This is a genomic window from Streptomyces sp. NBC_01446 (genome assembly GCF_026340095.1).
GTDB classification, from domain to species: domain Bacteria; phylum Actinomycetota; class Actinomycetes; order Streptomycetales; family Streptomycetaceae; genus Streptomyces; species Streptomyces aureus.
In genome coordinates, this window is sequence record NZ_JAPEPO010000001.1 from 5,343,792 (window position 1) to 5,356,463 (window position 12,672).

Below are 12,672 nucleotides of genomic sequence, written 5' to 3' on the forward strand. Positions count from 1 at the left end.
CCGTCACCCGCCGCGTCAGAACCCGTGCGGCAGCCAGGGCGCCACGGTCGACCCGAACGCGAGCGCCGCCTCGTCGACCGAACCAGGACGAAGCTCTCCCACCCGTCCGGCCGCCGCCAGCGCCGAAAGCGACGTGTCACCGAGGTAGGCCGCCGCCAACTCCCGTACGGACAGGGCAAGATCCGCCTCGTCGTCCGTGCGCTTGCAGGACGCCCCCTTCGCGTCCCCGGTCAGCCGCCACCGCCCCGCGTTCCACGGACAGAACTCGTCCGTCACGTCCAGGACGACGTCGACCGGCGCCTGATACGTGCGGGCCTCCAGCGCGGCTCCGAGGTCCACGAGCCGTACGTGCATCGAGTCCCGCAGCCGGACCTGGCACCGCCGGATGTCGCTGGCGAGGGAGAACAGCGGATCGTCGACCGGCCGGTTGCGCGCCTGGACGGTCGACGTCAGGTCGATGTCCAGGAGGAAGCGCCACAGCGCCGCGTACGCCGCCGGGTCGAGCGCGTCGATGTGCCGCAGCGTGATCCGGCCCTTGGGCCCGGCCGCGTCCCACTCGGGCTTGTTGTGGAAGCGGACGTAGCCGACCGTCTCGCCGTCCCGCTCGGCCAGCACGCACTGCATCGGCGACGCGCCCTCGCGCTCCGACGGCGGGTCGAGCAGCGGCAGCCGCTCCCAGCCGGGCCTGCGGGCGAGCATGCCGGGCCGGGTGCCGATCGTCCGCACGTACACGGCCTCGCACGCGGCGGCGGCCTCGGCGACGTCGGCGAACCGCAGCCGTACGTCGTCCGTCCCCGCCGGAGCGTTGATCCGCACCCGCGTCGAGTCGATCTCCACGCTCGCCTGCCGCGTCGCGATCCCGTACCCGAAGCGTCCGTAGATCGCGGGCTCGGACGCGGTGAGCAGGGCGAGCGGCTCGCCCCAGGACCGTACGTCGTCGAGCTGGCGCCGCATCATCGACGTCAGGACCCCGCGCCGGCGGTCCGTCGCCGCGACGGACACCATCGTGACGCCCGCCGCCGGGACCTGGGCCCCGCCCGGCACCGTCACCCGGAACGTGAACGCCCCCGCCGTCCCCACGCACCGGTCGCCGTCCCACACGCCGATGGACCGGTCGAACTCGGTGAGGTCGTCCCACAGCGCGCGTTCCTCGGGCGCTTCGGGAACTCCTCCGAAGGCCAGCTCCAACTTCGCGTACCACTCGTGCCAGTCGTCCTGGCGCAGCACCCGTACGTCCGTCGTCATGAGCCATCCCTACCAGGACACCGTGGACGAAGCGAGGGAATTTCCCCGCCCGCGGAAGGCGCCGGAGCTGCCTGGAAGGGGGACAAGTGGGACCTCCCGTGCGAAGCCCTTGACCCGATGGATAAGGTCCACGAGCAATGGCAGGACGACGCGCGCAAGCCGAGACGTTTCCGGCCCGGATGAAGATGAGACTGCACCGGGCCCGCATCGGCATGCGCAAATCGGGTGTCGACTACTTCCGCGGCGACGGTTCCGACTGGATCGCGATGGTGGGCCTGCTCCTCATGGTCCCGGTCATCGCCTGCGGCACCCTCCTCAACCCGGTCTGGTGCTCCCCGACGGCGCTCGTCCTGCCGATCGTGGCGGGCGGACTGCTGCTGCGCCCGGCCAGCCTCCTCGGCCTGTACGCGGCGGCCGCCGCGGCGCTCATCGTGGAGTCGGTCAGCCTCGGCCCGTACTCGGAGGGCGCCGCCCGGGTCACCCCCGGCACCGTCCTGGTCGTGGCCGCGTGCGGTTTCTTCGGCCTGCTCATAGCCCAGTTCCGCAGCCGGGTCGGCGTGCCCTGGCGGCGCGGCGGCACGATGCTGTTCGACCTGCGTGAACGCATCCGCGTACAGAGCAAGTTGCCGCAGCTGCCCAAGGGCTGGCACCGCGAGATGGCGCTGCGCCCGGCCGGCGGCCAGTCCTTCTCCGGCGACTTCGTCGTCGCCGCCCGTACGAACGGCGGCCGCACGCTGGAGGCGGTCCTCACCGACGTGTCGGGCAAGGGCATGGACGCGGGGTCGAGGGCGCTGCTCCTGTCCGGAGCCTTCGGCGGACTCCTCGGCTCCCTGCCGCCGCACGCCTTCCTGCCGGCCGCCAACGGTTATCTGCTCCGCCAGGACTGGGACGAGGGCTTCGCCACGTCCATCCACCTCGTCCTCGACCTGGAGTCGGGCGACTACGAACTCTTCTCGGCGGGCCACCCGCCGGGCCTCCAGCTCAGCGCGGGCAGCGGCCGCTGGGAGGAGAAGGCGGCCGAGGGTCCGCTCCTCGGCGTCTACGACGGCGCCCAGTTCGACTCCACCAAGGGCTCCCTGCGCCCCGGCGACGTCCTGATGCTCTTCACGGACGGCCTGGTGGAGACGTCCGACCGCGACATCACCGAGGGCATCGACCGCCTCACCGGCGAAGCGGACCGATACGTGTCGGGCGGGTTCCACGGCGCGGCCTGGCACCTGATCGAGGCGGTGGCCAAGGACGTCAACGACGACCGCGCGCTGCTGCTGGTCTGCCGGGACGCGTGACGCTCCGCGGGGGCGCGGGACACGGGTTCTCTTCTGCCGGGTGCCGGTTCGTCGCCGGGTGCGGATCTTCTGTGGCTGGTCGCGCGGTTCCCCGCGCCCCTGCGATGCGCACTTCGTGCGGGCTTGAAAAGGCTGCGGCGAAGCCGCATGCCTTCAAGGGAGCGGGGAACTGCGCGGCCACGACGGGCCCCGCACCCGGGAGCGAAGGATCAGCCCCCACGGCGTGTAGCCGTCACACGCCCACCCCGACCCGCTCCTCGACGGGCGCCCCGTCCCCCAGCCCTCCTGGAAGGACCCGCGCAAGCCACTCCGCGCGGCCCGCCGCCATCGGCCCGAGGACCGCGAGCAGGAGCACGTAGCCCGCGATGAACGGCGACAGCCGCTCGTCCAGGCCCGCGCCCGCCGCCATCGTGGCGAGGATCAGGGCGAACTCGCCCCGGGCGAGCAGCGTCGTGGAGATGTTCGCGGCGGGGCCGGGCCCGAACCCGTACACGCGCGCCGCACCGAGTCCCGCGAGCACGTTCATCACCAGCGTCACCGCGACAGCGGCCAGCACCGGCCACAGCACCGTCGGCAGGTCGCCCGGGTCGATGGAGAGGCCGAACGCGAAGAAGAAGATCGCCCCGAACGCGTCCCGCAGGGGGTGCACCAGCTTGCGGATGCGCTCGCCCGAGGTGGTGGAGCCGAGCATCAGGCCGACCATGAACGCGCCGATCGCGTCCGCGACGCCGAACCACTCGGAGACCCCGGCGACGAACACGGCCGCGCCGAGGAAGGAGATGACGAGGAGCTCGTCGTCCTTGGTGTGGAAGAGACGGCCCACGATGCGGGTGCCGAAGCGCGCCGCGAGGGCGAGCAGCAGGAGGAAGCCGAAGGCCTTGCCGCCGTCCATGACCGCCGACGCCAGGCTGTCCGCGCCGGACAGGATCGGCTGGAGCGCGGCCAGGTAGAGGGCCAGGAAGATGTCCTCGACGACGATGATCCCGAGGATCGGCTTGGTCTCCGGATTGCCGAGGCGGCCGGTGTCGACCAGCACCTTCGTGACGATCGCCGACGAGGAGATGCCGAGGACCCCGGCGAGGACCAGAGCCTCGGAGGTGCCCCAGCCGAGGGCGAATCCGAAGCCGAGGCCCGCGCCGACGTTCAGCGCGAGGTACGTCCCTCCGGCGACGGCCATCTTCCGGCCGCCGGTCTTGAGGTCGTCCAGATGGAACTCGAGGCCCAGGTAGAAGAGCAGCAGGACCAGGCCGAGCGCGGAGAGCATCTCCAGGTCGTGCGGGTCGGCGACCAGCACGATGCCGGGGGTGTGGGGGCCGAGGAGGATCCCGGCCAGGATGAACAGGGGGATGGTGGGGAGCCCGATGCGCCCGCCGAGGCGGGCGAGTACGGCGGCGGCGAGAAAGGCGCCGCCCATGGCTATCAGGGTGTCTGCATGTCCGATGGGTCCGTTCCTTCCGTTCTTGGCTTGGTCGAATGAGTGGCTCAGGTCAAGAGAAGGTCAAGAGCGCGTCAATAGTTAGCTTACCAAACCATTTTCTGGAGACGCGGGTGGGGTTCTCCCGGCCCCTGTTTCGCCAGCGGCCCGCATGACGACTCTGACGGCCCCCGCCTGCGCGGGAGTGGCCGCCTGATGGTCCCCGGCGGCCTCGCCCGCGCCGCCGTCCGTCTCAAGCCCGCGGCCTTCGTCGGCACTTTCGTCGCCCGGATGACGGCCGCGATGATCGTCTCGGCCTGCGGCATTCTCCAGGAGACCGGCGTACGCGCCTCCGTCCCGCCCGAGCCGCCCCTGGCTCTCGGCTCCAGTCGAGCAGGGGGGACCCCCGTCGCGGGCGCCGCCGTCGCCGACCAGCGCGCCCGTCGTCGCCGACCAGTGCGCCCGCTTCGTCACCGGCTCCGGCGAGGACCGCGAGGACGACTCCGTCCAGGTGCCCGACCGCGCCTTCCTCGACAACTCCCTGGTGGCGAAGGCCGCTTCGGCCCCGGGCGCGCGCACCGCCGTCGCCGACCCCACCTTCCCCGTACAGCGGAACGGGAAGCCGGTCACCGCCCACTGGGGCCCCACCGCATTCACCGGCGAGAAGCTCACCGCGGGCCGCGCCCCGCACCCCGGCGAAGTCGTCCTCGCCGGCATCGGGCTCGGCACGCGTACTGCCGTCGCCCCGCTGGTGACGATGATGAACGGCCTGACAGGGCAGTCCCCGTACATCCCGCCGCTCGTGCGCAAACTCCTTCGCCGGGTCCGTCCTGGTCCTCGGCGCGGCCGCGACCGCGCTCCCGGCCCGGGAGGCCCTGCGCAGGCCGTAGGGTCGGCCGCATGCTGACCCTCGCCGAGGTGGAGGCCCTGGCACGCAGGGCCCACGCCACCCAGACGGACAAGGCCGGACGCCCCTACGCGGAACACCTGGAGGCGGTCGCCGAAGGTGTACGCGCCCGGGGCGGCGACGACGAGCAGATCGCGGCGGCCTGGCTGCACGACGCGATCGAGGACGACGCGCTCTCACCGCAGTGGCTGGCCGCGGCGGACCTCACGGACCGCACGAAGGGCGTCGTCCTCGCCCTCACCAAGCGCTCCGGAGAGCCTCAAGAGGCCTACGCGCAACGAATTCTGGCCACTCCGGGCGCGTTGCTGGTGAAGGAGTCGGATCTGGCCCACAACGCGAACCCCGCCCGTCTGGCGGTCCTGGACGCAGCGACCAGAGACCGCCTGACGAAGAAGTACGCGGGGATGCGGGCCCTGCTGGGCCTGGGTACCCAGGCCCAGAGGAAAGACCCTAGGCCTTGACCTGCCCGCGGTCCCGCGCCAGCTGTGCCGCGTCCTTCTTGAACGCCCACTCCATCTTCGGCTCCATCGCGAACCGGAACATCCGCTGGACCGGGGGAGTGCACAAGGCCGTGATCAGGGAGGCCGCGACGACCGTCACGAACACCTCGCCCAGCGGCGTGTGCAGCCAGGCGTAGTCGTCGAACCAGCCCCAGAACCGCGAGCCCTTCGCGATGAACCCGTGCAGCAGGTAGCCGTACAGCGTCCCCGCGCCCAGCACGGTGAACCACACCTTCCGCCGCGGCACCCAGGCGAAGAAGCATGCGGTGAGGACGACCGAGCAGCCGAAGAGCGCGAACGTCATCACGGCACCGGCCCACCACGGCGCGCCCAGCTCCTGCGCGCTGTCGCGGTGATAGAACCACGCCGACGTCATCCGCGGAGCGGCCCAGTAGGCCAGCACCAGCGCCGCCGCGAAGATCGGCACGGACAGGATCCGCACCTCGCGCCGGCGCACCAGCTGGAAGTGCTCGGGCTTCAGGAACAGGCCGAGCACGAAGAAGGGGAGGAACTGCAGTACGCGCTGGAGGTCGAGGTCGTCGCCGATGTCGGGGGAGACGGAGGCGAGTACGGCGATGGCGACGGCGAGCGGCACCGGCCAGCGGACGATCTTCCACAGCGGGGTGGTGAGCCGCCAGATGAACAGGGCGACCAGGAACCAGGTCAGGTACCAGGGGTCGAGCAGGCTGAACGGCTGCGTCGGGTCGTTGTCCGCCCAGCGCTTGAAGAAGGTGTACGCGATCTCGAAGATCACGTACGGCACCGCGACCCCGGTGATGAGCCGCCGGAGCCGGTCGGGCCGCATGTCGAAGCTGCGGGAGAAGTAGCCGGAGATCACGATGAACGCCGGCATGTGGAACGTGTAGACGGTCATGTAGAGCGCCTCGGCGACGCGGCTGTGATCCGTCAGCGGTTCCCAGGAGTGGCCCATCGCGACCAGCACGATGGCCAGGTACTTGGCGTTGTCGAAGAACGCGTCCCGCTGTTTCGCGGGCTTGGCGGCCGGTGTGGGGGGAGCGGCTGCCGTATTCGGTGGCTGATGGGCGGGGGCCGTCTGTGCCGCAGGGAGCGGGGCTCGGGTGGGGGCAGCGCGGAACATCTGAGGCACCCTAGCGGCGCCCGCGGTATTTCGTAAAACCCTCACGTCAAATCCTCCTTACCGCGCGAGTACCCCCGATTCGGAGAAGTCGGCATAGCGATGACGAAGTTTTCGCAGGTCTTCTGAACGGACTTCGGGAGGCATCCATATGAGTCCGTTATGACCACTCTCATCCTGATTAAATAGTGCATATCGGCCGGACTCGACCACCCTGGATGTGGCCCCCGCGACAATTCGAATTCGCGGCGAACAGCGCATGCGTGATCCCGCGTGCCCACGATGTGGACATGCTGTGTGTGCATGGAAACGATCAGGCCGAATTACCGGCCACGGGAACCCGCGAAATTGCCCGGGGGACACGCGCCGATCATGTGCCCCAAGGGTGCGCGGCCGGCGCGCCGCCGCACGGGAGTGGCCGACGATGCGTCACCCGCCGCATACGGGGGCCGTGTTGGTGGCACGATGGTTCTGGCGGGGGTGTGCGGGGTCGTACCCCCCGGGCCGGGAGTGCGGACCGACCTAGGGTGTGATCAGTGTGGCCATTTCGCTGTCAGTCGTACTGCTGTTGGCGATCATTCTCGTGGTGCTGATCCGGGGAGGGTCGATCAAGGCCGGGCCTGCCGTCGTGGCGGTCCTGTTCGGGTTCTTCCTGGCCTCGACCGGAATGGCCGACGACATCCAGAGGTTCCTGAACTCGATAGCGGACACGATCAACTCGATCCAGTTCTGACGGCTCGGGAGACCGTCCGGCCCAGGGCGTGAAAAAACCCCGGGCCCGATTCGTGAGAACCGGGCCCGGGGCCACAAGAGCGGGCGACGGGAATCGAACCCGCGTAGCTAGTTTGGAAGACTAGGGCTCTACCATTGAGCTACGCCCGCACAGCTTGCGCCGCAGGTCGGTGACCGCGGCAACGGGAAGCATCGTAGCGGGTCGGACCCCCTCGTCGCACACCGCATTCACTCTGCTCGCAATGCGGGAGCCGCACCGGCCGCGTGCATGTACCCTACGTGTCGCACCGACGGGGTGTGGCGCAGCTTGGTAGCGCGTCCGCTTTGGGAGCGGAAGGCCGTGGGTTCAAATCCCGCCACCCCGACCAGCGTCGCAACAGCAGCGTCTCAAGCGGTAGACGCCTCCTCAAGATCGCGTTGTGGGTCGGCTCCGGCTTGCCGTTACTATGCAAGCTGCGTGCCCGTGTGTCTCTTAACCGGGCAGGAACCCAGAAGTCAGCCCCCAAGGAGACCGAACCGTGAAGAGCGCCGTGGAGACCCTGAACCCGACCCGGGTTCGGCTCAGCATCGAGGTGCCCTTCGAGGAGCTCAAGGACAGCCTCGACGCGGCGTACAAGAAGATCAACCAGCAGGTCACGGTGAAGGGCTTCCGCAAGGGCAAGATCCCTGCCCGCGTCATCGACCAGCGGTTCGGCCGCGGCGCCGTGCTTGAGGAGGCCGTCAACGACGCGCTTCCGAAGTTCTACACCGAAGCGGTCAACGAGGCCGAGCTCAACGTGCTGGGCCAGCCCGAGGTCGACATCACGGAGCTGAAGGACGGCGAGACGCTGAACTTCACCGCCGAGGTCGACATCCGTCCCGAGATCGAGATTCCGGACTACTCCGGCATCGAGGTCGAGGTCGACGCCATCGAGGTCAGCGACGAGGATGTGGACAAGTCGGTGGAGCAGCTCCGCGAGCGCTTCGCCTCCACCTCCCCGGTCGAGCGTGCCGCCGAGGACGGCGACGTCGTCACGATCGACCTCGAGGCCAAGGTCGACGGCGAGGTGCTCGAGGACGGCGTTGCGTCCGGCGTCTCGTACACGATCGGCTCGGGCGAGCTCCTCGAGGGCATCGACGAGGCCGTGAAGGGCCTGGAGGCCGGTGGCGAGGCCACCTTCACCTCCGAGCTCAAGGGCGGCTCCGCCGAGGGCAAGGAGGCCGAGGTCACCGTCAAGGTCACCCAGGTCGCCGCTCGTGAACTGCCGTCCCTGGACGACGAGTTCGCGCAGCTCGCCTCCGAGTTCGACACCCTCGACGAGCTGAAGGCCGACAGCCGCAAGCGCCTCGAGAACATGAAGCAGTACGACCAGGCCACGCAGGCCCAGGAGCGCGTCCTGGAGAAGCTGCTCGAGCTGGTCGAGGTCCCCGTTCCCGAGAAGCTGCTCGAGGACGAGGTCAAGACCCGCAAGCACAACCTCGAGCACCACCAGCTCGGCCAGATGGGCCTCGACCTCGAGAAGTACCTCGAGATCCAGGGCAAGACGGTCGAGGAGTTCGACGCCGAGACCGCCGAGCAGGCCGTCAAGGGCATCAAGACGCAGTTCGTCCTCGACGAGCTCGTCAACAAGGAGAAGCTGAACGTCAACCAGGAGGAGCTCACCGAGCACCTCATGCGGCGCGCGCAGTCCTCCGGCATGTCCCCCGACCAGTTCGCCCAGGCCGTCGTCGAAGGCGGCCAGGTCCCGATGCTGGTCGGCGAGGTCGCCCGCGGCAAGGCCCTCGCGGTCGTCGTCGAGGCCGCCACGGTCAAGGACACGAACGGCGAGATCGTCGACCTCGAGGACGACGAGGACGAGTCGGCTGCCGCCGGCGAGACCGTCGAGGCGGACGCCTCCGCCGAGGCCGAGGACAAGAACGAGGCCTGAGCCCCGGTCTGATCTCTTCTGCGTAGCTGGGCCCCGGGACGGCATCGTCCCGGGGCCCAGTCGTACCTGTGGGGCGGGGCGCAACATGCGCTCACAGCGAACAGTTCCCCTTGCGGGATTCACCGAAGGGACCCGCGCGTTAGGGTCCATGAATACGAGGGCAGATGAGTCCCCGCAGCCGCCGCCGAACGGCGGTGTGCAGGTGCGGGGCCCCGGCCCTCCGGATAAGACGCGAGACGGCGCGTTGCCGTCAGAGACGAGCAGGTGGATACGTGACGAATCTGATGCCTTCCGCCGCCGGTGAGCCGTCCCTCGGTGGTGGCCTCGGCGACCAGGTCTACAGCCGACTGCTCAACGACCGCATCATCTTCCTAGGCCAGCAGGTCGACGACGAGATCGCCAACAAGATCACTGCCCAGATGCTCCTCCTGGCCGCTGCCGACCAGGACAAGGACATCTACCTCTACATCAACAGCCCCGGCGGCTCGGTGACGGCCGGCATGGCGGTCTACGACACCATGCAGTACATCCAGAACGACGTCGTCACCATCGGCATGGGCATGGCCGCCTCCATGGGTCAGTTCCTGCTGACCGGCGGTACCCCGGGCAAGCGCTTCGCGCTGCCGAACACGGACATTCTGATGCACCAGGGCTCCGCCGGCATCGGCGGTACGGCTTCGGACGTCAAGATCCAGGCCGAGTACCTGCTGCGCACCAAGAAGCGCATGGCGGAGATCACCGCCCGGCACTCCGGGCAGACCGTCGAGACGATCATCCGTGACGGTGACCGCGACCGCTGGTACACCGCCGACGAGGCCAAGGCATACGGCCTCATCGACGAGATCATCAGTGCCGCTACGGGTGTTCCGGGCGGCGGCGGCACCGGGGCCTGAAACCCCGGTCGCGCGGTCATCCAAGCCCACCTCACCAGGACGGAACACCGACCATGAACAACATCCCCGGCAGCGGTCTGTACACCGGCCCGCAGGTCGACAACCGCTACGTGATCCCGCGCTTCGTCGAGCGCACCTCGCAGGGCGTGCGTGAGTACGACCCGTACGCGAAGCTCTTCGAGGAGCGTGTGATCTTCCTCGGCGTGCAGATCGACGACGCGTCCGCCAACGACGTCATGGCGCAGCTCCTGTGCCTGGAGTCGATGGACCCGGACCGCGACATCTCCATCTACATCAACAGCCCCGGCGGCTCCTTCACGGCGCTCACGGCCATCTACGACACGATGCAGTTCGTGAAGCCGGACATCCAGACGGTCTGCATGGGCCAGGCGTCCTCCGCGGCCGCCGTGCTCCTCGCGGCCGGTACGCCGGGCAAGCGCATGGCGCTGCCGAACGCCCGCGTCCTGATCCACCAGCCTTCCGGCGGCACCGGCCGTGAGCAGCTCTCCGACCTGGAGATCGCCGCGAACGAGATCCTCCGGATGCGTGAGCAGCTCGAGGAGATGCTGGCCAAGCACTCCACGACGCCGATCGAGAAGATCCGCGACGACATCGAGCGCGACAAGATCCTGACGGCCGAGGACGCCCTGGCGTACGGCCTGATCGACCAGATCATCTCCACCCGGAAGATGAACAACTCCGCGGCCGCGTGACGCAGCGCTGTATCGTCTGCCGCTCCTTGGCACGCTTCACGTTGAACTGAACCGTGCCAAGGGGGGCCCGAACGGGGGGCCCGGCAAGGTACCGTCGGATACAGGCACCAGGAGTCGCTTACGCGAGCGTCTCCCAGGCGAAGGGGAAGCACCTCGTGGCACGCATCGGTGACGGCGGCGATCTGCTCAAGTGCTCGTTCTGCGGAAAGAGCCAGAAGCAGGTCAAGAAGCTCATCGCAGGCCCCGGTGTGTACATCTGCGACGAGTGCATCGACCTCTGCAACGAGATCATCGAGGAAGAGCTCGCGGAGACGAGCGAGGTCCGCTGGGAAGAACTTCCCAAGCCTCGCGAGATCTACGAGTTCCTCGAAGGCTATGTCGTCGGCCAGGAGGCCGCGAAGAAAGCCCTCTCGGTCGCTGTGTACAACCATTACAAGCGGGTTCAGGCCGGTGAGAACGGCGGAGCCCAGGGACGCGACGACGCGATCGAGCTGTCGAAGTCCAACATCCTGCTCCTGGGCCCCACGGGCTCGGGCAAGACGCTCCTGGCCCAGACTCTGGCCCGCATGCTGAACGTTCCGTTCGCCATCGCCGACGCGACGGCGCTCACGGAGGCCGGCTATGTGGGCGAGGACGTCGAGAACATCCTCCTGAAGCTGATCCAGGCGGCTGACTACGACGTCAAGAAGGCCGAGACCGGGATCATCTACATCGACGAGATCGACAAGGTCGCCCGCAAGAGCGAGAACCCGTCGATCACGCGCGATGTGTCCGGTGAGGGCGTCCAGCAGGCCCTGCTCAAGATCCTCGAGGGGACCACGGCTTCCGTCCCGCCCCAGGGCGGCCGCAAGCACCCCCATCAGGAGTTCATCCAGATCGACACGACGAACGTGCTGTTCATCGTGGGCGGCGCGTTCGCCGGCCTGGAGAAGATCATCGAGTCGCGGGCGGGTGCCAAGGGCATCGGCTTCGGCGCGACGATCCACTCCAAGCGCGAGCTGGAGGAGAAGGACCAGTTCCAGGAGGTCATGCCGGAGGACCTGGTGAAGTTCGGGATGATCCCCGAGTTCATCGGCCGTCTCCCCGTCATCACCTCGGTCCACAACCTGGACCGCGAGGCGCTCCTCCAGATCCTCCTGGAGCCGCGCAACGCCCTGGTGAAGCAGTACCAGCGCCTCTTCGAACTCGACGGCGTGGAGCTGGACTTCGAGCGCGAGGCCCTGGAGGCCATCGCCGACCAGGCCATCCTGCGCCGCACCGGCGCGCGCGGCCTGCGCGCGATCATGGAGGAAGTCCTCCAGTCCGTGATGTACGAGGTCCCCTCCCGCAAGGACGTGGCCCGCGTCGTCATCACGGCAGAGGCCGTCCACTCGAACGTGAACCCGACGCTGATCCCCCGCGACGCCCGCGGCTCGGGCAGCGGCGAACAGAAGTCGGCGTAGCGGTCCGAACGTTCACGCGCGGTGCCCGGCACGAATGTGTGCCGGGCACCGCGCGTCTATGCAGATCCGTGATCAGTCCGGATTGACCTTCTTCGCTCCGGTGCAGAGCGAGAGACGCGTCGAGCCGTCGAAGAGGCCGCCCTGGATCCACGCCGTCGTGATACCTGCCGTGTCAGAGGCGCTGGTATCCCAGGAGTCCGTCGTGTCGGAGCCCTTCGTGTTGTGGTGCCAGGACCAGTAGTGAATGTCCTCGCCCCTTCTCTGGGTCACCAAGCGGACTGCGGGATGCGCACCGTCCGCCTTCGTGTCCTTGGCCTCCAGGTGCACAGACGTCAACGCGTTGGCGCTCGCCCAGTTCCACCCACCCAGCGCTTCCCCGGTGATGACGATCGGGCCAAGGACGGGATGCGTCACGCCGCACGAGCTGGAGGCTTCGGCGGCGGCTGCCGGACTTGCCGCCAAGGGAATGGCGACGAGGGCGACGGCTGAGCAGAGGAGCGCCGAGTATCTGTATCTGTGTCGCATGCTCACCTTTCA

12 protein-coding genes and 2 tRNA genes are annotated in these 12,672 nt (G+C 68.7%); 9 read left to right on the top strand and 5 right to left on the bottom strand.

The genetic code is table 11. The features are described 5' to 3' along the window. Positions 1–15 precede the first annotated feature (15 nt). Positions 16–1,245: a GNAT family N-acetyltransferase gene (locus OG456_RS23930; protein WP_266564236.1), complete on the bottom strand. Its 1,230-nt coding sequence runs from the start codon at positions 1,243–1,245 to the stop codon at positions 16–18. A gap of 137 nt (positions 1,246–1,382) precedes the next feature. Here OG456_RS23930 and OG456_RS23935 point away from each other — a divergent pair, with 137 nt between their 5' ends. Continuing rightward, entirely contained in the window at positions 1,383–2,531 is a 1,149-nt protein-coding gene (locus OG456_RS23935; RefSeq protein WP_266564238.1) for a PP2C family protein-serine/threonine phosphatase, read from the top strand. 232 nt (positions 2,532–2,763) lie between these two features. Here the strand turns inward: OG456_RS23935 and OG456_RS23940 are convergent, their stop codons facing one another. Further along, the gene (locus OG456_RS23940; RefSeq protein WP_266564244.1) at positions 2,764–3,945 is read right to left on the bottom strand and encodes a cation:proton antiporter; all 1,182 of its coding nucleotides are present in this window, start codon (positions 3,943–3,945) and stop codon (positions 2,764–2,766) included. 511 nt (positions 3,946–4,456) lie between these two features. Here OG456_RS23940 and OG456_RS50535 point away from each other — a divergent pair. Further along, positions 4,457–4,852 carry a hypothetical protein gene (locus tag OG456_RS50535; RefSeq protein ID WP_323136352.1) on the top strand — a complete coding sequence of 132 codons (396 nt, stop codon included), beginning with the start codon at positions 4,457–4,459 and terminating at the stop codon, positions 4,850–4,852. Beyond that, positions 4,846–5,313, top strand: coding sequence for an HD domain-containing protein (locus OG456_RS23950; protein WP_266564246.1), 468 nt, complete (start codon positions 4,846–4,848; stop codon positions 5,311–5,313). Before OG456_RS50535 ends, OG456_RS23950 begins: the two co-directional genes overlap by 7 nt. Here OG456_RS23950 and OG456_RS23955 read toward each other — a convergent pair. After that, positions 5,303–6,451, bottom strand: a complete 1,149-nt coding sequence (locus tag OG456_RS23955) for an acyltransferase family protein (RefSeq protein WP_266564248.1) — start codon at positions 6,449–6,451, stop codon at positions 5,303–5,305. The two genes, OG456_RS23950 and OG456_RS23955, sit on opposite strands and share 11 nt — an antisense overlap. A 535-nt stretch (positions 6,452–6,986) precedes the next feature. Here OG456_RS23955 and OG456_RS23960 point away from each other — a divergent pair. Next, the gene (locus tag OG456_RS23960) at positions 6,987–7,181 is read left to right on the top strand and encodes a hypothetical protein (protein ID WP_100594330.1); all 195 of its coding nucleotides are present in this window, start codon (positions 6,987–6,989) and stop codon (positions 7,179–7,181) included. Between the two features lie 78 nt (positions 7,182–7,259). On the opposite strand, the gene OG456_RS23965 is transcribed toward OG456_RS23960, so the two are convergent. Then, positions 7,260–7,330 (bottom strand) — tRNA-Gly (locus OG456_RS23965). A gap of 141 nt (positions 7,331–7,471) precedes the next feature. On the opposite strand from OG456_RS23965, the gene OG456_RS23970 reads away from it, so the two are divergent. From OG456_RS23970 to clpX, 5 genes are all read left to right on the top strand, one after another. Further along, positions 7,472–7,548: transfer RNA gene (locus tag OG456_RS23970), tRNA-Pro, on the top strand. 150 nt (positions 7,549–7,698) lie between these two features. Further along, positions 7,699–9,087 (top strand): trigger factor, encoded by a 1,389-nt coding sequence (gene tig, locus OG456_RS23975; protein WP_266564251.1) that lies wholly within the window; start codon positions 7,699–7,701, stop codon positions 9,085–9,087. Positions 9,088–9,371: 284 nt separating this feature from the next. Continuing rightward, on the top strand, positions 9,372–9,980 hold the full coding sequence (locus OG456_RS23980; RefSeq protein ID WP_266569404.1) for an ATP-dependent Clp protease proteolytic subunit: 609 nt from the start codon (positions 9,372–9,374) through the stop codon (positions 9,978–9,980). A gap of 53 nt (positions 9,981–10,033) precedes the next feature. Beyond that, positions 10,034–10,693 (top strand): ATP-dependent Clp protease proteolytic subunit, encoded by a 660-nt coding sequence (locus OG456_RS23985; protein WP_227294656.1) that lies wholly within the window; start codon positions 10,034–10,036, stop codon positions 10,691–10,693. 155 nt (positions 10,694–10,848) lie between these two features. After that, positions 10,849–12,135, top strand: a complete 1,287-nt coding sequence (gene clpX / locus OG456_RS23990) for an ATP-dependent Clp protease ATP-binding subunit ClpX (protein WP_266564255.1) — start codon at positions 10,849–10,851, stop codon at positions 12,133–12,135. 72 nt (positions 12,136–12,207) lie between these two features. Here clpX and OG456_RS23995 read toward each other — a convergent pair whose 3' ends face one another. Beyond that, a complete protein-coding gene (locus OG456_RS23995; RefSeq protein WP_266564257.1) occupies positions 12,208–12,660 on the bottom strand; it encodes a hypothetical protein in 453 nt (150 codons plus the stop codon). Between the last annotated feature and the right edge of the window lie 12 nt (positions 12,661–12,672).